Annotated in this window: 5 protein-coding genes; all 5 read left to right on the top strand. The window is 70.7% G+C overall.

Features of this window, described 5'->3' with window-relative positions:
- The first annotated feature begins 1 nt into the window (after window position 1).
- The 5 genes from NM961_RS02685 to NM961_RS02665 are packed head-to-tail and all read left to right on the top strand — an operon-like array spanning window position 2 to window position 22,068.
- Window positions 2–1,654, top strand: a complete 1,653-nt coding sequence (locus tag NM961_RS02685) for a cyclic peptide export ABC transporter (RefSeq protein ID WP_255910987.1) — start codon at window positions 2–4, stop codon at window positions 1,652–1,654.
- Window positions 1,651–5,076 carry a non-ribosomal peptide synthetase gene (locus tag NM961_RS02680; protein WP_255910985.1) on the top strand — a complete coding sequence of 1,142 codons (3,426 nt, stop codon included), beginning with the start codon at window positions 1,651–1,653 and terminating at the stop codon, window positions 5,074–5,076. Before NM961_RS02685 ends, NM961_RS02680 begins: the two co-directional genes overlap by 4 nt.
- Complete coding sequence (locus NM961_RS02675) at window positions 5,076–11,723, top strand: non-ribosomal peptide synthetase (protein ID WP_255910983.1); 6,648 nt, start codon at window positions 5,076–5,078, stop codon at window positions 11,721–11,723. The genes NM961_RS02680 and NM961_RS02675 overlap by 1 nt, the downstream gene beginning before the upstream one ends.
- The gene (locus NM961_RS02670) at window positions 11,723–15,127 is read left to right on the top strand and encodes a non-ribosomal peptide synthetase (RefSeq protein WP_255910981.1); all 3,405 of its coding nucleotides are present in this window, start codon (window positions 11,723–11,725) and stop codon (window positions 15,125–15,127) included. The genes NM961_RS02675 and NM961_RS02670 overlap by 1 nt, the downstream gene beginning before the upstream one ends.
- Window positions 15,127–22,068, top strand: coding sequence for a type I polyketide synthase (locus NM961_RS02665; RefSeq protein WP_255910979.1), 6,942 nt, complete (start codon window positions 15,127–15,129; stop codon window positions 22,066–22,068). Before NM961_RS02670 ends, NM961_RS02665 begins: the two co-directional genes overlap by 1 nt.
- Window positions 22,069–22,098 lie beyond the last annotated feature (30 nt).

Below are 22,098 nucleotides of genomic sequence, written 5' to 3'. Positions count from 1 at the left end.
CATGGTGATCGAAATAGTAAGCCGCAACCGCCTGAAGATCGCCTTCGTCAGTGCGATCAGCGCGCTGGCGGGTGCGGCCAACATCTGGCTGCTCGCGCTGATCAACCGCAACGCGCAGCTGCAGGACGCGCAGCGCGGCGTCGCCGAATTCGCCGTCGCTCTGGGCAGCATGGTGCTGGTCAGCTTCCTGTCGCAGATCCTGCTGTCGCGCCTGAGCGCCGCCACCTTCTACAAGCTGCGCGAGCAGCTGGTCAGCGGCATCGCCAACCTGAGTTCACAGCAGATCGAGGCGGTCGGCAGCGCGCGTCTGTACACCGCGCTGACCAAGGACATCCCGGCAGTGCATGAACTCATCATCGTGCTGCCCAACTACGTGTTCAATTTCACCGTGGTGGCGGCCTGCCTGGTCTATCTCTGTCTGATGTCGGTGCAGCTGTTCCTGATCTTCCTCGGCTTTCTGCTGCTGGCCCTGGGCGTGGCCAAGTTCGCCATCGCCGACCGCGCCGAGAAGCGCTTCCAGCTGCGCCGCAAGATCGAGGACGATCTGTTCCGCTGCTACAGCGCGCTGATCGACGGCAACAAGGAACTCAAGCTCAACCGCGCGCGCGAGACCGGCTTCGTGCACAGCGACCTGAAAGCCCACGCGGAGAAATACCGCGACGCCACGCTGTCGGCCGAATTCTTCTGGAACATGTCGAACAACTGGAGTTCGGCCATGATCTTCATCGGCATCGGCGCGCTGCTGTTCCTGGCGCCGGTCCTGGGCCAGGGCAGCCGGGCGCCGGTGCTGAACTACATCATCGTCATCTTCTACATGGTCGGCCCGCTGACCATCCTGATGAACTCCTTCCGCACCGTGTACGCCGCGCGCGTGGGCCTGCAGAAGCTCAAGGACCTGGATCTGGACACGCGCCCGCGTCCGCTCGCGTCGGGCGTGGACGGCGCGGAGCCTTTCGCCACCTTGTCCCTGCGCGGCCTGGCCTTCGAATACGGCGCGACCGAGGACGGCCGCGACGGTTTCCGTGTCGGGCCGCTGGATCTCGAGATCCAGCGCGGCGAAATCGTCTACTTCGTCGGCGGCAACGGCAGCGGCAAGACCACGGCGGCCAAGCTGGTCACCGGCCTGTACGAGAAGCGCGCCGGCAGCCTGCTGGTCAACGGCCGCGAAGTCGTCGCCGACGAGCGCTATTTCCAGAATTTCTCCGCCGTGTTCCAGGACTACTACCTGTTCGAGACCCTGGTGCCCAAGCTCGGCGGCCTGCCGCAGACCGAGGAAGTGGACGCGCTGATCGCGCGCCTGCGCCTGTCGGAAAAGGTCTCGCTGCAGGACGGCCGCCTGTCGACGACCAAGCTCTCCTACGGCCAGCGCAAGCGCCTGGCCCTGCTGGTCGCGTATTTCGACAACTCCGGGATTTACGTGTTCGACGAATGGGCGGCGGACCAGGATCCGGAATTCCGCGAGTTCTTCTACAAGGAATTTCTGTTCGACCTGAAGCGCCTGGGCAAGACCGTCATCGTCGTCAGCCACGACGACCGCTATTTCCACCTCGCCGACAAGGTGGTCAAGTTCGAGAGCGGCCGCATCGTCTCGGTGGTGGACAACCATAGCCGCGAGCTGGGCCAGGCGCAGCCGCGCGAGGCGCTGCGCGCATGAGCACGGCGCAGGTCCAGTCCTTGCTGCACCGCTGCGCCGAGGCTGGCATAGGCCTGGCGGAAAGCGACGGAGAACTGCGTGTGCATTTCAGCGGCGCCGCGCCGGAGGCGGCCCTGATCGCAGAACTGCGCGCGCACAAGCCGGCCCTGCTGCAGGCGCTGCGTGCGCATGCGCGCGAACAGCAGTCGGCGCCGCAGACGCTGCCGCCGGCCGCGCGTCGCGCCGTGCCCGCCTCGCCGGCGCAGCGCCGGCTGTGGCTGATCGACCGGCTGGACAAGTCCTCGGCACAGTACAACATGGTCGGCGGCTACCGGCTGCGCGGCGCGCTGGATCGCGCTGCGCTGGAGCGGGCGCTGGCCGAGGTGGTGGCGCGGCATGAAGTGCTGCGCTCGAACTACCGCGAGCGCGACGGCGAGCTGCTGCAGGAGCTGCGCGACACACCGGCGCTGGACTGGGACTGGAGCGATGTGTCCGCGCTGGACGCCGGCGCCCGCGAGCAGGCCGCGCAGGCGCTGCTGCAGCGGGAAAACCGCTGGCGCTTCGATCTCGCCCGCGATGCGCTGGTGCGTGTGAGCGTGCAGCGCCGCGCCGAGCGCGAATGGCTGCTGCTGATCAACCTGCACCATATCGTCGGCGACGGCTGGTCCATACGTCTGCTCGCGCGCGAGATCGGCGCGTGCTATGCCGCCGCCCTGGAGCAGCGCAGCGCCGGGCTGCCGGCGCCGGCCCTGCAATACGCCGAGTTCGCCGAATGGCAGCGCACCAACGCCGGCGCGCCGGAGCTGCGCGAACAGCTGGCCTACTGGCAGCGCACCCTCGACGGCGCGCCGCAGCTGCATGCCCTGGCGCTGGATCTGCCGCGGCCGGCGCTGCAGACCAGCAACGGCCACGGCCTGCGCCGCCGCCTGCCGGCTGCGCAGGTGCAGGCGCTGCGGCAGCAGTGCCTGCAGCACGGCGTGACCTTGTTCGTCTACCTGCAGGCCGTATACAGCGCGCTGCTGGGCCTGTACCAGCATGAGCGCGACATCGTCACCGGCTTTCCGGTCGCCGGCCGCCGCCATCGTGCGCTCGCCGATACGGTGGGTCTGTTCGTCAATACCCTGGTGCTGCGCAGCGATGTCGACGGCAACGCGCCGTTCCAGGCGCTGTTGCAGCAGACCCGGCGCAACGTGCTCGCCGCGCTGGAGCACCAGGATCTGCCGTTTGAAGCGCTGATCGAGGCGCTCAAGCCCGCGCGCAGCCGCGCCTACGGTCCGCTGGTGCAGGTTTTCTTCGCCCTGCAGAACCAGGCCGACGCGGCGCTGGAACTCCCCGGCCTGACCGCCGAGCCCCTCGACGACGCCCAGGCGCCGGTGAAGTTCGACCTGCAGCTGCTGGCCGAGGAATCTGCCGACGGCCTGGATCTGATCTGGCAGTGCAACCGCGACCTGTTCCTGCCGGCGTCGCTGCAGCGTCTGGCGCAGAGTTACGAACGCCTGCTCGCCGCGGTGCTGGCGCAGCCCGCTGTGCGCCTGTTCGACATCGAGCTGGACGACGCGGCGCCGCCGGCCGCGCCGGCGACATCTGCCGGCGTGCCGCGGCTGGAGCACCTGTTCGAGGCGCATGCGCGTGCGCATCCGCAGCACCTCGCTGTCGCGCACGGCGACGAGCGGCTGAGTTATGCGGAATTGAATCAGCGCGCCGATGGCCTCGCCGCACGGTTGCGCGCGCTGGGCGTCGGGCGCGGATCCACCGCGGCGCTGCTGCTGCCGCGCTGTGCGGACAGCCTGGTCGGCATGCTCGCCATTCTCAAGGCGGGCGCGGCCTACGTGCCGCTGGACCCGGCCCATCCGCCGGCGCGTCTGGCCGCCATCGTTGCCGACAGCGGCGCCGCCGTGGTGCTCACGCACGCCGCCCTGGAGCAGACCGCGGCCGGATTCGGCACGGCCGTGCTGGCGCTGGATACCGCCGGCAGCCCCGCGCAGGACATCACCTGCGCGCCGCAGCCGCTCAGTGCCGCGGATCCGGCTTATGTCATCTATACCTCCGGCACCACCGGCACGCCCAAGGGCGTGGTCGTCGCCCATGCGGGCCTGGTGGACCTGCTGGCGCACTTCCAGGAACTGACGCCGCTGCAAGCGCCGTGGAACGGCTCGCAGTGGTGCAGCCACAGCTTCGATGCGGCGGTGTACGAGATCTTTTCCGCGCTGTGCGGCGGCGGCGCCGTGCATATCGTGCCCGAGGCGCTGCGGCTGGATCCGCCGCGCCTGTTCGACTGGATGGCGGCGCAACGCATCCACAGCAGCTTCGTGCACGCAGGCTATCTGGAACCGTTCGCCGAATTCCTGCACGCCAGCGGCCGCGGCCGCGACCTGCGCCGCCTGCTGGTCGGCGTGGAGCCCATTCCCAAGGCGCAGTTGCAGGCCATCGCCGCGGCGCTGCCGCAGCTGGAGATCCTCAACGCCTACGGTCCGACCGAGGCGACGATCTGCTGCACTCTCTACCACTTTCCGCGCGAAGGCGCTGCCGGCGCGCTGTGCGTGCCCATAGGCAGCGCCGTGAGCGGCGCGCAGATCCATCTGATGAACCCGGCCGGCCGGCGCGTCGCGCCCGGTGCGGTCGGCGAGTTCTGCGTCGGCGGCGTCTGCCTGGCCCAGGGCTATCTGAACCGGCCGCAGCTGACGGCGGAACGCTTCGTCCTGCGCGAGATCGGTGGTGTGCCGCAGCGCCTGTACCGCACCGGCGACCTGGGACGCCAGCTTCCCGGCGGCGCGTACGAATTCCTCGGCCGTGCCGACGAACAGGTGAAGATCCGCGGTTTCCGCGTCGAGCCGGCGGAAGTCGAAGCGCGCCTGGGCCAGCTCGCCGGCGTCAGCGACTGCCATGTCGCCGCGCTGGGGCAGGGCAGCGACAAGTATCTGGTCGCCTATGCCGTGCTGCGCGAAGACGCAGCGGCGGCCGCGGCCGATTTCGCCGCGAGCGCGCGCCAGGCGCTGCGCCAGTTCCTGCCGGACTACATGCTGCCGGCGCACATCCTCGTGCTGGAACGCCTGCCACTGACGGTGAACGGCAAGGTCGACCGCGCCGCGCTGCCGCTGCCGCAGGATGCCGCCGGCGAACGCGCGCGCATCGCGCCGCGCACGCCGCTGGAAAGCCAGCTTGCCGCGATCTGGCAGGAACTGCTGGGTATCGAGTCCGTCGGCGTCGACGACGACTTCTTCGCCCTGGGCGGGCATTCGCTGCTGGCCACGCGGCTGACCAGCCGGCTGCGCCGGCAGTTCCAGCTCGCCGACGCGGACCTGGCCATCAGCGACGTGTTCGAGCACCCGACCCTGGCCGCACAGGCCGAGGTCGTGGCCGCGGCGCAGCTGCAGGACGAGGCAAGACGCAAGGAAACGTATCTGGCCTCACTGGAACAGGATGTCGAGGAAGGGGTGTTTTGATGCGCGCCAACGAAATCTATGCCGCCGCCCTGGCTGCAGATGTATTGCTTTACCTCAAGGGCGACAGCCTGGCCTACAAGGCCGCGGCCGGCGTGCCCGCCGAACTGCGCGGCCTGATCGGCACGCACAAGGATGCGCTGATCGCCTACCTGCGCGAGCGCGGTGCGCGCGGCGCGGAACAGGCGCCGGCCGCCGGCATGCAGCCGCTGGCCGACCGCCGCCGCCTGCCGCTGTCGCGCGCGCAACGCCGCATGTGGTTCGCCGACCGGCAGTCCGGCGACGGCAGCCAGTTCAACATACAGGGCAGTTTCGAGTTCGACGGCCGCTTCGATGCGGCCGCGTTCCGCCAGGCCCTGCGACAGCAGCTGGAGCGGCATGAAGTGCTGCGCTGCAATTTCTTCGAGCAGGACGGAGAGCTGCATGCGCGGGCGGTCGCGCGCGATGCGCTGCCGCTGGTCGAACTCGATCTTGGCGCCGAGGACGCCGCGCGCCAGGCCGACAGCGTGCGTGCGGCGATTCGCCAGGACCTGCGGCGCCGCTTCGATCTCGCCGCCGATCCGCTGTTCCGGGTCACCTTGCTGCGGCTGGCCGCGGAACGGCACGTCGCCATCTTCAACATGCACCACATCGTCTCCGACGGCTGGTCGGTGGGGCTGCTGATCGAGCAGTTCTGCGCTGCCTATGCCGCCGCCTGCGGTCACGCTGCGCCACTGCCGCCGCCGGCGCTGCAGTACGCCGACTACGCCGCCTGGCAGGACGCTCATCTGCAGGGCGAGGTGCTGGCCAAGGGACTGGCGTTCTGGAAAGACACGCTTGCCGGCGCGCCGGCGGTGCACGGCCTGCCGCTGGACAAGCCGCGTCCCGCCCAGCCCGATCACGCCGGCGAACGTCACGCAAGCCTGATCGCGCCGCCGCTGGCGCAGCGCATCCAGGCCTATTGCCAGGCGCGCAAGGTCACCTTGTTCATGTTCCTGGAGACCGCCTTCGCGCTGGCAATGGGGCTGTACGGCGACGAACACGACATCGTCGTAGGCACGCCTGTCGCCGGCCGCACCACGCTGGAAAGTGAGTCGCTGATCGGCCTGTTCATCAACACTGTCGCGCTGCGCAACCGGCTGGACCCGGCGCAGAGCTTCGATGCGCTGCTGCAGCGGAACAAGCAGCAGATCCTCGACGGCTTCGCCCAGCAGCACATTCCGTTTGAACAACTGGTCGAGGAACTGGGCCAGCGCCGCAGCAGCAGCTACAGCCCGCTGTTCCAGCTCTGGTTCGTGCTGCAGAACAACCGCGAAGTCGCGTTCGCGCTGCCCGGCTGCAGCGTCCGCGCCCTCGCCGAACCGCCGGCGCCGGCGGCCAAGTACGAACTCAACCTGTACGCGACGGAAGGCGCGGACGGCATAGCGCTGGACTGGGTGTTCCGCCGCGAACTGTTCGATGCCGCGGCTATCCGCTATGTGGCGGACCAGTTCCTCGAATTGCTCGCCGCCGTCGTCGATGCGCCCGAACGGGCCTGCTTCGCTCATGCGGTGTTCCGTGCGCCGGCCGCACGCATCGCACCGCCGGCACCCGCCGTGGCCGACATCATCTGCGCGCCGCAGCAGCTGCTGCGGCGGCTGGCCGAGCGCTGCGCCAGCTGCGCCGCCCGGCCCGCGGTGGTCACCGGCGAGGCCAGCCATTCCTATGCCGAACTGCAGCAGCTCAGCCGCCGCTACGTGCAGGCGATCCAGTCCGGCGGCACACAGGGCGCCATAGGCCTGCTGCTGGAGCGCGGCGTGGACATCGTCGCGGCCATGCTCGCGGCGCTGCAGCTGGGACGGCCTTATGTGAGCCTGGATCCGGCCTATCCGCAGGCGCGTCTGCACTACATGGCCGGGCACGCCGGCTGCGGCCTGCTGATCAGCAGCGCAGCCCATGCCGACCTGGCCCGGACCATCGCCGGCGAGGCGCAGTTGCTGCTGCAGCCCGCCGCCGCGGCCGGCGACGAAGCGATCGCCGTCCAGGCCACGGATGCACCGGCCTACATTTTGTATACCTCGGGTTCCACCGGGCAGCCCAAGGGCGTGTACCAGAGCCACGCCAACCTGGCCTATCACGCCGAAAGCTACGTGCAGGAGCTGGGCCTGACGGCGGAGGACCGCATCCTCCAGCTGGCTTCCTACAACTTCGATGCCTCGGTGCTGGATACCTACGGCGCGCTGCTGGCCGGCGCGTCCGTACACCTGGCCGATGCGCGTGCCAGCAGCCGCGAGCAGCTGCTGCGGCAGATCGCCGCGCAGGGCATCAGCGTCTATCACTCCACGCCGACGCTGTTCAAATACCTGTTTGCCGATGCGGCGCCGGAACCCCTCGCACAGGTGCGCCTGGTCGTGCTCGGCGGCGAAGCGGTGGATGCGCAGACGCGCAAGGTGTTCGCCGGCGTGTTCGGTCCGCACTGCCGCCTGGTCGGCCTGTACGGCGCGACCGAATCCTCGCTGACCACGCTCAACAGCCTGCCGCGTGCGGCCGTCGATGCCGGCCTGCCGCCCAATCTCGGCTACGCGATTCCCGCTACCGAGATCCTGGTGCGCCGCGCTGACGGCAGCCCCGCGCGCGTATTCGAGACCGGCCAGATCGTGATTCGCAGCGCCCACCTGGCTTGCGGCTACTGGCAGGATCCAGCGCTGACCGCGCAGCGTTTCCTCGATGCCGGCGACGGACGGCGCGAATACCTCAGCGGCGACACCGGCTATCTGCTGCCCGACGGCAGCCTGCGTTTCGTCGGCCGGCAGGATTTCCAGGTCAAGCTCAACGGCATCCGCATCGAGCTGGGCGAGATCGAAAGCACGCTGCGCGAATGCGCCGGAGTCAGCCAGGCCGCGGTAATCATCGCTGGCGACGAAGGCGATCATCACCTGGTCGCCTATCTCGCCGTGGACGGCCTCGCACCCGGCGATGCCGCGCGCGAACGCGAACTGGCCGGCCAGTACCGCGCGCGGCTGCGCCAGTGGCTGCCGGACTACATGGTACCGGGCATTTTCGTGTTCCAGCCGGCCCTGCCGCTGACGCCCAGCGGCAAGGTGGACCGGCGCAACCTGCCCAGGCCGCAGCCTGCCGCCGCTGCATCGCTGGCGCCGCGCAATGCGGCCGAGCAGCGCACTGCCGCGGTATGGCAGCGCGTGCTGGGCTGCGAAGCCATCGACATGCGTGCGGATTTCTTCGCCCTGGGCGGCCACTCGCTCAAGGCGCTGCGCCTGCTGGCGGCGCTGCGCGAGGAGTTCGGCGTGGAAATCCCGCTGCGCCGCTTCTTCGAGCAGCCCACGGTCGAGGCCTGCGCGCAGCTGCTGGCGCATCCGGCCGCCGCGTCGGCGCCGGAGCAACTGCCGCAACTTGCCGCCGACAGCGCCCGGCGCCACGAACCGTTCCCGCTCACCCTGCTGCAGCAGGCCTACTGGCTGGGCCGCAGCGATGTGTTCGAGCTGGGCAACGGTTCGACCCAGTCCTACATCGAAGTCGCCGTGCAGGCGCTGGACGTGGCGCGGCTGGAACAGGCCTTCGCCCGGCTGATCGCGCGCCACGACATGCTGCGCGCGGTGATAAGCCCGGCCGGCGAGCAGCGCATCCTGGCGCAGGTGCCGCACTATGCGATCGCAGTACAGGATCTGCGCGCCGCGGATCCGGCGCAGATTGCCGCCGCCACCGAGGCGTTGCGCGAAAACATGGCCGGGCAGGTGCTGCCGCTGCACACCTGGCCCATCTTCGACCTGCGCGCGAGCTTGCTGCCCGGCGGCGAAGGCCGCCTGCACGTGGTTACCGACGCGATCACGCTGGATGCGCGCAGCCGCGCCGTGCTCGCCGCGGAATTCGCGGCCCTGTACCGCGATCCCGCGCTGGAGCTGGCGCCGCTGGCGCTGTGCTACCGCGACTATGTGCTGGCGCAGCAGCAGCGCCGCGAGAGCGCGGCCTACGCCGCGGCGCGGGACTACTGGCTGCAGCGCCTGGATGCGCTGCCCGGCGCGCCGGAACTGCCGCTGCTGACCACGCCCGGTGCGGGCAGCGGCGTGCGCCGCTGGCAGCTCGCCCTTGATGCGGCGCAGTGGGAGCGGCTGAAATCGCGTGCGTCCGCGCAGCAGCTCACGCCGGCCAACGTCGTGCTGACCGCGTTCGCCGAGACCTTGGCCCGGTGGAGCAAGAGCGGCCACTTCTGCCTCAACCTGACCTTGTTCGACCGCCAGCCGCTGCATGCCCAGGTCAACGATATTGCCGGCGACTTCACCTCCTCGCTGCTGCTGGAAGTGAACCTGGACGCCGCCGGCGATTTCACCCGCCAGGCGCGGCGTGTGCAGCAGCAGCTGTGGAGCGATATCGAACAGCGTCATTTCTCCGGCGTGGAAGTGCTGCGCGAACTCAACAACCGCCGCGGCACGCGCCTGACAGCGCAGATGCCGGTGGTGTTCACCAGCACGCTGGGCCTGGGCGAGGCGATAAGCGTGGCGGCGGAAGATCCGCTGTTCGTCGTCAGCGATGCGGCCGGCGCCGGCCGCAGCCGCACGTCGCAGGTCTACCTGGACTGCCAGCTGGCCGAACGCAAGGGCGGTGCGCAGATCGTGTGGAACGGCGTGGAAGCGCTGTTTCCGGCCGGCCTGCTCGGCGATATGTTCGACGCCTTTGCCGCCCGCCTGCAGCAGATCGTCTGCGCCGGCGCCGTGGGCCTGCCGGATGACAGGCCGGGGCTGCCGCCGCGCCACGCCGCCGTGCGCGCCGCGGCCAACGCGACGGCCGTCGCGCGCGAACCCGGCGTGCTGCTGCACCAGCTGTTCGCGGCCCAGGTCGCCCTGCGGCCGCGCCATACCGCGTTGGTCACGCGCGAGCAGCGCTTCAGCTATGCGGAACTGGACCAGCTCAGCACCGCGCTGGCACACCAGCTGCGCCAGCACGGCGTGAAGGTCAACGAACTCGTCGCCGTGGCGGCGGGCAAGGGCTGGGAGCAGGTGGTCGGCGTGCTTGCCGTGCTCAAGGCCGGCGCGGCCTACCTGCCGCTGGATCCGGAGCTGCCCGCGCAGCGCCGCGCACAATTGCTGGCCCAGGCCGAGGTGCGCGTGGCGCTGACCCAGCCCTGGCTGGATGCCGCGCTGGAATGGCCGCAGGGCCTGGTGCGCATCGGCCTGGAGCGCGAACGTCTCGCCGCCGGCGAAATGCGCGCGCTGGATACGCGCCAGAGCGATACCGACCTGGCCTACGTGATCTTCACCTCCGGCTCCACCGGCGTGCCCAAGGGCGTGATGATCGACCACCGCGGCGCGGTCAATACCGTGCTGGACATCAACGCCCGTTTCGGCGTGGACGAGAACGACGCGGTGCTGGCGCTGTCGGCGCTGAATTTCGATCTTTCCGTCTACGACATTTTCGGCCTGCTCGCCGCCGGCGGTTGCATCGTCATGCCGGATCCGGCCAGCGAGCGCGATCCGCTGGCCTGGAGCAGCCTGGTCGAAAGCCACCGCGTCACCGTATGGAACACCGTGCCGGCGCTGGCGCGCATGTGGCTGGAATCGCTGCAGGACCAGGCCGCCGCGCCGGTGCAGGGCGTGCGCGTGGTGATGATGAGCGGCGACTGGATTCCGACCGACCTGCCGGCGCGGCTGCGCCGGCAGCTGCCGGCGGCGCAGCTCTACAGCCTGGGCGGCGCGACCGAGGTGTCGATCTGGTCGATCATCTATCCGATCGGCGACGTGGACCCGGCCTGGAGCAGCATTCCCTACGGCAAGCCGATGGAGAACCAGTACTTCCGCGTGCTCGGGCGCGGCTGGCGCGACTGTCCGGAATGGGTACCCGGCGACCTGTACATCGGCGGCGTCGGCCTGGCCCACGGCTACTGGAAAGACGCGGTCAAGACCGAGGCCAGCTTCGTCACCGACCCGCACACCGGCGAGCGCCTGTACCGCACCGGCGACCTGGGCCGCTACCTGCCCGACGGCAACATCGAATTCCTCGGCCGCGAGGACAACCAGGTCAAGGTCAACGGCTATCGCATCGAACTGGGCGACATCGAGACGGCGATGCTGGCCCACCCGGAGATCCGCACCGCCATTGCCGCCGCCGTGGGCGAGCGCAACCGCCGGCAGCTGGTCGCCTATGTGCAGCTGCGCGATGCCGCGCGCCAGCAGCAACTGCGCGCCGATCGCGCCGCCCTGGATGCGCTCAGCGCCGAGGTGCAGCAGCTGCTGCGCGAGCGCCTGCCGGCCTACATGATGCCGGCGGCCTTCGTACTGATCGACGCGGTGCCGCTGTCGGCCAACGGCAAGGTCGACCGCAAGGCGCTGCCGGCGGTGGAGTTGCAGCGCGAGGCCCGGCGCGAATACCGCGCGCCGGCCGACGCGGTCGAGAGCGCGGTATGCACGATGTGGCAGCAGCTGCTGTCGCTGCCGCAGGTCGGCGCCGAGGACAATTTCTTCGAGATCGGCGGTGATTCGCTGCTGGCCTCGCGCGCGGTCGGCCTGATCCGCAACCACTATGGCCTGGGCGAGCAGTTCCGCATCCGCAGCTTCTTCGAGAACCCGACTGTGCAGGCCGTGGCGGCCCAGGTTTCGGCCCTGCTGCAGCAGCGTTCGCTGCAGCAAGCCCTGCGCCAGCTCGACGACGCGCAGGCAGAAGTGGAAGAGGGGCTGCTGTGATGGATGCGCGCAGTCTGGTCGCGCAGGCGCTGGAAGCCGGCGTCGCGCTCTACCTGCAGGATGGCAGGCTCGCCTTCAAGGCGCGCAAGGGCGAATTCCCCGAGGCGCTGAAGGCGGCGATCCGCGCCCACAAGGGCGCGATCGAACAGCACCTGGCCGCGCTGCAGGACGAGGACGCCAGTGCCGCCGCGACGCCGCCGCTGCGTGCGCTGGGGCTGGAGCGCGCGCGGCTTTCCTTCGCCCAGGAGCGGCTCTGGGCGCTGGACCGCCTGGGCGGCGGCAGCAGCCACTACAACCTGCCGTTCGCGATCGAGCTGCGCGGCGACTGCCGTGCCGACCTGCTCGAAGCGGCGATCCGCCGCATCGTGCAGCGGCATGCCGCGCTGCGCACGAATTTCTTCGACGACGGCAGCGCGCCGTACCAGCAGGCCGGCGATGCCGCACGCTTCGTGCTGGAGCGTGTCGATCACCTGGCCGCGCTCGCGCCGGCGCAACGCGAGCAGGAGCTGGCCGCGCGGATCGAGGCCGAGGCCGCCCATGTGTTCGACCTGCGCCACGATCTGCTGCTGCGCGCCAGCCTGCTCAGGCTGGCGCCCGACCGGCATGTACTGCTGGTCAACATGCACCACATTGCTTCCGATGGCTGGTCCATAGGCCTGCTGATCGCGGAACTCAACCACCTTTACAGCGCCGCCGTGCGCGGCGAGGCCGAGCCGCTGGACGCACTGCCGCTGCACTATGCCGACTATGCCGAGTGGCAGCGCGAGGTGCTGGCCGGTGCGGCATTGCAGGGCCAGCTCGACTACTGGCTGGCGCACCTGCGCGGCGTGCCGCCGCTGCATGCGCTGCGCACCGACCATCCGCGGCCGCCGGTGTTCTCCTTCCGCGGCGCGGCCGTGGAAAGCAGCCTGGACAAGGCGCTGACCGGCCGCCTGCAGGCGCTGGCCCGGCGCGGCAACGCCACGCTGTTCATGCTGCTGCAGGCGGCCTTCGCCGCACTGCTGGCGCGCCACTCCGGCAGCCGCGACATCGTGTTCGGCACGCCGGTGGCCAACCGCGAGCATCCGGGCATCGCCGCGCTGATCGGCTGCTTCATCAACGTGCTGGTGCTGCGTTGCGACGTGGCAGACGAACTGGATTTCGACGGCCTGCTGGCCCAGGTGCGGCAGCGCTTCATCGATGCGATGGCGCAGCAGCAGCTGCCGTTCGAGGTGCTGGTGGAGCACGCGCAGCCGCCGCGCAGCCTCGCGCATGCCCCGCTGTTCCAGGTCGCACTGGTGTTCCAGAACAACCAGACCGGCGAATTCGAGCTGCCCGGCCTCACGGCGCGCGCGCTGGAGCCGCAGGTGCGTAGCACCAAGTACGACTTGACCCTGGTCGCCAAGGAAACCGGCGAGGGCCTGCGCCTGTCCTGGGAATACGCCAGCGACCTGTTCGAGGCGGCGACGATACGCCGCCTGGCGGCAAACTTCGAACGCCTGCTGCAGGCCGTGCTGGCGGCGCCGCACACGCCGCTGGCGCAGTTGGATTGCCTGGATACCGACGAGCGCCGCCAACTGCTGCAGTGGGGCCGCGGTGCGGTGCCGGCGGCGGACGACGGCGCCTCGGTAGTGCGCTGCTTCGAGGCCCAGGCCGCGGCCGCGCCGGAGCGGACGGCCCTGGTTTTCCAGGACGAGACGCTGAGCTACGCCGCGCTGAACGCGCGCGCCAACCGCATCGCGCACTGGCTGGCGGCGCAGGGCGCCGGCGCGGAAAGCCTGGTCGCGGTCTGCCTGGAGCGCTCCGCCGATCTGGTCGCTGCGCTGCTGGGCGTGCTCAAGGCGGGAGCCGCCTACCTGCCGCTGGATCCGCACTATCCGCCTGCGCGCCTGCAGCACATGCTGCAGGACTCGGGCGCGCGCCATGCGATCACGGCGCGCGCACAGCTGCCGCTGTTGCCGTCGCAGGACCTGGAGCTGCTGTGCCTGGACGCCGCCGGCGCACAGGAAACGCTGGCCGCGCAGCCTGCTGTCGACCGCGCGGCTGCGCCGGCGCCGCAGGACCTGGCCTATGTGATCTACACCTCCGGCTCCACCGGCCTGCCCAAGGGCGTGCAGATCGAGCACGCGAGCATGGCGGCCTTCCTGCGCGCGGTGCGCGCGGTGCCGGGTTTCGGCGCCGGCGACTCCCTGCTCGCAGTGACGCCGGTCAGCTTCGATATCCATGTGCTGGAACTGTTCCTGCCGCTGGTCAGCGGCGGCAGCGTGGTGCTGTGCACGCGCGAGGACGCGGCCGACGGCGCGCGCCTTGCCGCGCTGCTGCGCCAGCACCGCATTCGTGTGATGCAGGCCACGCCGGCGACCTGGCGCCTGCTGCTGGCGGCGGACTGGCAGGGCGAGGCGGAACTCACCGTGCTCTGCGGCGGCGAGGCGCTGGACCGCGCCCTGGCTGACCAGCTGCTGCCGCGCGTGGCGGCCTTGTGGAACATGTACGGCCCGACCGAGGCGACGGTGTGGGCGTCCTGCGCCCGGGTCGGCGCCGGCGCGCAGCCTGTGCGCATAGGCGCGCCGCTCGCGCATGCGCAGCTGCATGTGCTCAACGCACACGGCGCGCTGCAGCCGCTGGGCGCCGTCGGCGAGATCGCTATAGGCGGCGCCGCGGTCGCGCGCGGCTATCTCGGCCGCGACGAACTCACGCGCGAGCGCTTCGTCGCCGTGCCGGCGCTGGACGGCGCACGCTGCTACCGCAGCGGCGACCTGGGCTACTGGACCGCCGACGGCGAACTGGTCTGCCTGGGCCGCAGCGACGGCCAGGTCAAGATCCGCGGCTTCCGCATCGAGCTGGGCGAGATCGAACAGCAGTTGTTGCAGCTCGACGGCATTGCGCAGGCCGTCGTCGCCGGCGACGGCGAGGGCGACGAACGCCGCCTGGTCGGCTACGTCGTGAGCGCTGCCGGTCGCGACGAAACAGACCTTGCCGCGCGCCTGCGCCGCGAACTGGCCCGGCAGCTGCCCGAGTACATGATCCCCACGCTGTTCGTGGTGCTGGACGAATTGCCGCTGACGCCCAACGGCAAGGTCGACCGCAAGGCCCTGGTCGCACCGGCCGCGACGGCCGCCGCCTATGTTGCCCCGGCCAGCGCGACCGAACACGCCGTGGCCGCCGTGCTGGCCGAGCTGCTGCGCAGCGAGCCGGTCAGCGTCGAAGGCGATTTCTTCGCCCTGGGCGGCCATTCGCTGCTCGGCGCGCGGCTGGTGACCCTGCTCAACCAGCGCCTGGGCTGCAGCCTGAGCCTGAAGGACGTCTTCGAGCAGCGCACCGCCCGCGGTCTGGCCTTGCACATCGATTATCTGAATCTGCTCCACGCGCAACAGCACGCGCCATCGCCGCAGGACGCGGCTCTGCAGGAAGAAATGGAATGGTGATGTCCTCGCAAAAAGAACTTCTGCTCGCTCTTGCCGCCCGCGGCATCCATGTCTACGTGGAAGAAGGAAAGCTGCGCACGCGCAGCGAACCCGGCGCGATCACGGCGGATATCGCCGCGCAGATCCGCGCGCACAAGGACGGCCTGATCGCGCTGCTCAGCGCCGCGGCGCCGGCGGCGGCCGGCACGCTGGAGATCGCACCGGCGCCGCCGGCGCAGGACTATGTCCTTTCCTTCGCGCAGCAGCGCCTGTGGTTCCTGGACCATTTCCAGAGCGCGGCGGCCAGCTACAACATGCCGATGGCGCTGCGTCTGCGCGGCCGCCTGGACGCCGCGGCGCTGCAGCGCACGCTGGATAACATCGTGCAGCGCCACGCCATCCTGCGCACCACCTACCGCAAGTCCGCCGCCGGCGGCGTGCAGGTGATACAGCCGGCCGGGCCGGTGGCGCTGGAAGACGCCGATCTGTCCGCGCATGCCGATGCGGATGCCGAGATCGCCCGGCGCATGCGCGCCGAGGCGACGCAGCCCTTCGACCTGGCCGCGGACCGCATGCTGCGTGCCACGCTGCTGCGGCTGGCAGCCGACCACCACATACTGCTGCTGACCCTGCACCATATCGCCGCCGACGGCTGGTCGCTGGGCGTGCTGGTGAAGGAATTCATCGCGCTGTACCAGGCGTTCAGCGCCCACCGCGACAACCCGCTGGCGCCGCTGCCGATCCAGTACGCCGACTTCGCCGTGTGGCAGCGCGAGCACTGCAAGGGCGAGCGCAGCGCGCGCGATGTCGAATTCTGGCGCGACTGCCTGCGCGGCCTGCCGGTGCTGCACGGCCTGCCGCTGGACCGGCCGCGCCCGCTCGCGCTCAGCGCCGAGGGCGGCGTCGTGCGCCAGCAGCTGGATGCGCCGCTGCTGGAAGCCCTGCGGCAGCTCGCCGCGCGGCGCAATGCCAGCCTGTTCATGCTGCTGCAGTCCGCCTTCGCGTTGCTGGTCGCGCGCTGGAGCGGCGAGCGCGACATCGCCATCGGCACACCGGTGGCCGGCCGCGTATCCGCCGCGACCGAAGACCTCATCGGCTGCTTCATCAACACCCTGGTCCTGCGCACGCGCCTGGATGCGGATATGAGCGTGGAGCGCCTGCTCGACCAGGGCCGCACTGCTGCGCTGCGCGCCTACGAGCATCAGCAGCTGCCGTTCGAGCTGCTGGTCGAGGCGCTGAACCCGGAGCGCAGCCTCAGCCACACGCCGCTGTTCCAGCTGATGTTCGCGCTGCAGAATTACGAAGTCGGCGCGCTGGAGCTGCCCGGCCTGTCCATCGAGGAACTGGCCAACGACGCGCAGAACACCAAGTTCGACCTTGGCGTGATGGCGGCCGAGCGCAGCGACGGGCTGCATCTGACCTGGGTGTTCGCCAGCAGCCTGTTCGACGCGGCGAGCATCGAATGTCTGGCCGCGGGCTATGCCACGCTGCTGCGCGAGATCGCCGCCGATCCCACCCGCGCGGCGCTGAGCCTGCCGCTGCTCGATGCGGCGGCTTGCGCGCAGATCCTGGCCCACAGCCGCGCCAGCGGCCGGATCGTGCTGGATGAGCAGGGCCGGCTGCAGCCGTTCGCGGTCAGCGGCGTGCTATACGAGGTTGCCGCGGCGGCAGACTGGTCCGCGCTGCTGGCCGGTGCCGTTGCCGGTGCCGATCTGCGCGGCCACGGCCTGCGCGAAAGCGGCCTGCACGGCCGCCTGCGCCGCACCGGCGCCATCGAGACCTTCGCCGCCGACGCCTGGCCGCGCCTCAACGGCATGGCCGTGGATACCGCGCGTATCGCCGCGGCGCTGGGCGAAGTCGACGGCGTCGGCGATGCGCATGTGACAGTACGTGCCGGGGTGGAAACGCCGCAGGCCCAGGCCCTCGTCGCCTACGTGGCCGCGACGACGGACGACAGCGCCGCCCTGGCCGCGCGCTGCCGCGAACACCTCAAGACACGCATTCCCGATTACCTGCTGCCGCGGGCGCTGGTCGTCCTGCCCGCACTGCCGCGCGATGCGGATGGCCGTATCCGCGCCGGCGAATTGCCTGCGCCGGCGGTGGCCGCCGCGGCGGCGAAACCAGCCTACACGGCGCCGGCGCATGCGCTGGAAGCGCAGCTGTGCGAAATCTGGTGCGGCGTGCTGTCGCTGCCCCAGGTCGGCATTCACGACAATTTCTTCGACGTCGGCGGCAGTTCGCTGCACAGCATCCTGTTGCAGCAGGAGATCGCGGCCCGGCTCGGCCAGGAGGTGTCGGTCACCGATATCTTCACCTATCCAACCATCGCCGATCTCGCGCGCTTCCTGCGCGCGGGCGACGCGGAACCGGCGGCGCCGGAAGCTGACGCGGACCGCGCCGCCGCCCAGAACGACGCCATCGCCGTGATCGGCATGGCCGGGCGCTTCCCGGATGCGGCCGGCGTCGATGCGTTCTGGGGCAACCTCCGCGACGGCGTCGAGTCGCTGACCGTGTTCTCCGACGACGAACTGCGCAAGGCCGGCGTCGGCGAAGCGCTGCTGCAGGATCCGGCCTACGTCAAATCGGGCGTGGTGCTGCCGGGCCTGACCGACTTCGATGCCGCCTATTTCGGCTTCACCCCGCGCGAAGCCGAAGTCATGGATCCGCAGCAGCGCCTGCTGTTCGAATGCGCGGTGGAAGCGCTGGAACATGCCGGCTACGGCGACGAAGCCGAGCGCCGCGCGGTCGCCGTCTATGTCGGCGTGGGCGAGAGCCGCTACCTGTTTGAACATCTGCTGCCGCAGCCGGCGCTGATCGAGCCGCGCCGGCTGGCCGCGCTGTACGGCAACCGGCCCGACTACGCCGCCACGCGCCTGTCCTACCGACTCAATCTCGGCGGACCCAGCATCAACGTCGGCACCGCCTGCTCGACCTCGCTGGTGGCCGTACACCAGGCCTGCACCAGCTTGCGCAACAACGAATGCGAGCTGGCCCTGGCCGGCGGCGCCGCCATCGCCCAGCTCGGGCCGAACGGCTATCTGTTCCAGGAAGGCAGCATCGCCTCGCCGGACGGCCACTGCCGCACCTTCGATGCCGCCGCCCGCGGCACGCGCGCCGGCAGCGGCGCCGGCCTGGTCGTGCTCAAGCGCCTGCAGCGCGCGCTCGCCGACGGCGACACCATCCATGCCGTTATCAAGGGTTCGGCGGTCAACAACGACGGCGCGGGCAAGGTCGGCTATACCGCGCCCAGCGTGCCAGGTCAGGCCCAGGTCATCCGCGACGCGCAGCGCAACGCCGGGGTCAGCGCCGATTCCATCCAGTACATAGAGACACACGGCACGGCGACCGAGCTGGGCGACCCCATCGAGATCAAGGCGCTGACGCGCGCCTTTGCCGGCGCGCCGCGCAATTCGATCGGCCTGGGTTCGCTCAAGCCCAACATCGGCCATCTCGACGCCGCCGCCGGCGTGGCCGGGTTGATCAAGGCCGTGCTCGCGCTCAAGCACGCGCAGCTGCCGCCGAGCATCAATTTCCATACGCCGAATCCGAAGATCGATTTCGAACAGAGCCCGTTCTACGTCAATGCCGCGCTGCGCGACTGGCCGGCGGTGGACGGTCCGCGCCGCGCCGGCGTGAGTTCGTTCGGCATCGGCGGCACGAATGCGCACGTGGTGCTGGAACAGGCGCCCGCGGCGGCGGCGGCGGATTCGCCGCGCGGAAGCCAGCTGCTGCTGCTCTCGGCCAAGAGCGAAGCCGCGCTGGAACAGGCTGCGGCCAACCTGCGCGACTACCTGCGGCAGCCCGGCGCCGCGGCGCTGGCCGATGTCGCCTATACCTTGCAGCGCGGCCGCAGCGCGCATCCGTTCCGCCGCGCCGTGGTCGCCGCATCCGCGGCTGAAGCGCTGGCTGCGCTGGAGCAGGGCGCTCCTGCCTTGCAGGCGCACTGTGCCGAGGGGGAAAGCGCTTCGGTCGTGTTTCTGTTCACCGGCCAGGGCGCGCAGTACCTGGGCATGGGGCAGGACCTGTATCGCAGCGAGCCCGGCTTCGCCGCCGTGGTCGACCACTGCGCGGCGTTGCTGCAGGCCGAGTTCGCGCTGGACCTGCGCGCGGTGCTGCTGCCCGCCGACGACGAAGCCGCGCGTGCCGCGGCCCAGGCGCAGCTCGCCCGCACCGACATCGCCCAGCCGGCGCTGTTCGTACTCGAATACGCGCTGGCCACGCTGCTGCTGGCGCGCGGCGTGGAACCCGCGGCGATGATCGGCCACAGCCTGGGCGAATACGTCGCCGCCTGCGTGGCGGGCGTGTTCAGCCTCGACGACGCGCTGCGCGTGGTCGCCCGCCGCGGCCGCCTGATGCAGCAGGCTCCGGCCGGCCGCATGCTGGCGATCAGCCTGGGCGAGCAGGAGGCCGCGCCGTTGCTGGCCGCGGGCGGCTGCTGCCTGGCCGCGGTCAACAGCGCGCGCGATTGCGTTGCCTCGGGCCCCGCCGGCGCCATCGAGGCGCTGGCCGCGCAGCTGCAGCAGCGCGGCATCGCCGCGCGCGCGGTGCACACGGCGCAGGCTTTCCATTCGTCGCTGATGGACGAAGTGGCCGGCGCTTTCCGCGGCATCTTCGACGGTATCGTCCTTTCCGCACCGGCGCGGCCTTATCTGTCCAATGTCAGCGGCGACTACATCCGTGCCGAGGACGCAGTCGATCCGGACTACTGGGTGCGGCATATGCGCGGCACGGTGCGTTTCGCCGCCGGCGTGGACTGCCTGGCCGCCGATACGGTCCGGCTGCGCGGCAACCGCGTCTATCTGGAGATCGGCCCGGGCCCGACCCTGGCCGGCCTGCTGCGCAAGCACGCGGCGATCGCGCCGCGCAGCGTGGTGACCACGCTGCGCCATGCGCAGGAGACGCAGAGCGACACGCACACCCTGTGCAAGGCGCTGGGCCAGTTGTGGCTGGCCGGCGTCGGCCTGGACTGGGCCGCGCTGCACGGCGACGGCACGCGCCGCCGCGTGCCGCTGCCGACGTATCCGTTCCAGCGCCAGCGCTTCTGGATCGAACGCGCCAGCGACGTGCTGGCCGCGCCGCTGCAGAGCGGCCGGGTCGCCGCGCCGCGCGACTGGTTCCACGCGCCGGTCTGGCAGCCGCTGCCGCCGCTGCCGGCGCCGCCCGCGCACAGCGCGGACGACCGCCGGCTGTGGCTGGTGTTCGGCGACGCCCAGGGGCTGGGCGCGGCGCTCTGCGCGCACTTGCGGGCCCAGGGCCGCGAGGTGATCGCCGTCACGCCCGCCGCTGCTTTCCGCCACATTGCCGCGCGCTGCTTCGCGCTGGATCCGGCCAGCGAAGCCGACTACGCCGCGCTTGCCGCCGCCGTTGCCGCCGAGGGACCGCGTCCGCTGCAGGTGCTGCACCTGGGCAGCCTGGAGCCTGTGACCGGCGACATGCCGGAGCGGTTTGCACAGAGGCAGGCGCAAGGCCTGTACAGCCTGCTGTTCCTCGCGCGCCAGCTTGCCGCGGTTTGCGCCGAGGTGCCGATCGCGATTGACCTGGTCACGCGCGAGGCGGTCAGTGCCAGCGGCGATGAAGCCGTCGATGCGGCCGCGGCGACCAGCCTGGGCCTGGCCAAGGTGATTCCGCAGGAACTGCCGCAGGTCCGCCTGCGCCACATCGATGCCGGTGCGCGCGCCGCGGACGGCGAGCGCCTTGCGGCCCAGCTGCTGGCCGAGGCCTGCAGCGAGGCGCGTCCGCTGCAACTGGCACTGCGCGGTGCCCGGCGCTGGGGCCTGGATTACCAGCCGCGCCGGCCGCAGGCGGACGCGGCGGCCCTGCGCATCCGTCCGGACGGCGTCTACGTCATCACCGGCGGCCTGGGCAACATCGGCCTGCTGCTGGCCGGACACCTGGCCGGGCAGGGCGCCGCCGGCCTGCTGCTGATCACGCGCAGCGCTTTCCTGCCGCCGTCGCAGTGGGACACGGCCGACGCCGCTGCGCTGGATGCCGGCACCTTCGCGCGCGTGCAGCGTCTGCGCGGAATCCGCGACAGCGGCTGCAAGGTGCTGGTCTGCAGCGCCGATGTCGCCGACGCGGCGCAGATGCAGGCTGCCTTCGCGCAGGCCGAAAGCGCACTCGGGCCCATTGCCGGCGTGATCCACGCTGCCGGCAAGGTGCACGATTCGCTGCAGCCGGTCGATGCCATCATGCCGGCCGACGGCGCCGCGCATTTCCGCGCCAAGGTCGACGGAACGCGGGTGCTGCAGCAGCTGCTCGCCACGCGCGACTACGACTTCTGCCTGCTGATGTCCTCGCTGTCGGCGGTGCTGGGCGGCCTGGGCTTCGGTGCCTATGCCGCGGCCAACAGCTATCTGGATGCCGTCGCCCAGGCCTGCCACAACGCCGGCGAGCCGCGCTGGCTGGCGGTGAACTGGGACGGCTGGCTGTTCGGCGCGCGCAGCGACGCCACGGCCGAACGCGCCGGCATGTCCGAGGCCGAAGGCGTAGAGGCCTTCGACCTCGCCCTGCGCCTGGGACGCGAGGCCCAGCTGGTCAACTCCACCACCGCGCTGCAGGCGCGCATCGCGCAGTGGCTGCACCCCGCGCCGCAGGCGCCGCGCACACGCAGCCTGCATGCGCGCCCGGCGGTGCAGAGCAGCTTCGTCGCGCCGCGCAGCGCGACCGAACAGCGCCTGGCGGCGATCTGGCAGGACGTGCTGGGCATAGAACAGATCGGCATACGCGACAACTTCTTCGAGCTGGGCGGCGACTCGGTCATGCTGGTACAGGTACACAAAGCCATCCGTTCCAGTGTGAACAGCGGCGTGGCCGTGGCCAGCCTGTTCCAGTACCCGGCAATCGAGGAGCTGGCGCGCTTCCTGGACAAGGACGACGGCGCGGCCGTCGCCGCCGGCATCGTCAGCAAACGCATGGAGCGGCGCCGCGGACGCAGCCGCGCGGCGGCGGAGGAATCCGCCTGAACCGCTGCTCCGCGGCCGCCGGCCGCCGCA

Source organism: Tahibacter harae, assembly GCF_024437735.1.
Taxonomy (GTDB): Bacteria; Pseudomonadota; Gammaproteobacteria; order Xanthomonadales; family Rhodanobacteraceae; genus Tahibacter; species Tahibacter harae.
Note: the sequence above shows the minus strand (reverse complement) of the source record. Positions and strands in the feature narration are given on the sequence as shown.

Excerpts from the sequence above, each read along its gene's own strand:
- NM961_RS02665 (WP_255910979.1), top strand. The coding sequence starts at position 15,127 with ATGTCCTCGCAAAAAGAACTTCTGCTCGCTCTTGCCGCCCGCGGCATC.
- NM961_RS02670 (WP_255910981.1), top strand. The coding sequence starts at position 11,723 with ATGGATGCGCGCAGTCTGGTCGCGCAGGCGCTGGAAGCCGGCGTCGCG.
- NM961_RS02680 (WP_255910985.1), top strand. The coding sequence starts at position 1,651 with ATGAGCACGGCGCAGGTCCAGTCCTTGCTGCACCGCTGCGCCGAGGCT.
- NM961_RS02675 (WP_255910983.1), top strand. The coding sequence starts at position 5,076 with ATGCGCGCCAACGAAATCTATGCCGCCGCCCTGGCTGCAGATGTATTG.
- NM961_RS02685 (WP_255910987.1), top strand. The coding sequence starts at position 2 with ATGGTGATCGAAATAGTAAGCCGCAACCGCCTGAAGATCGCCTTCGTC.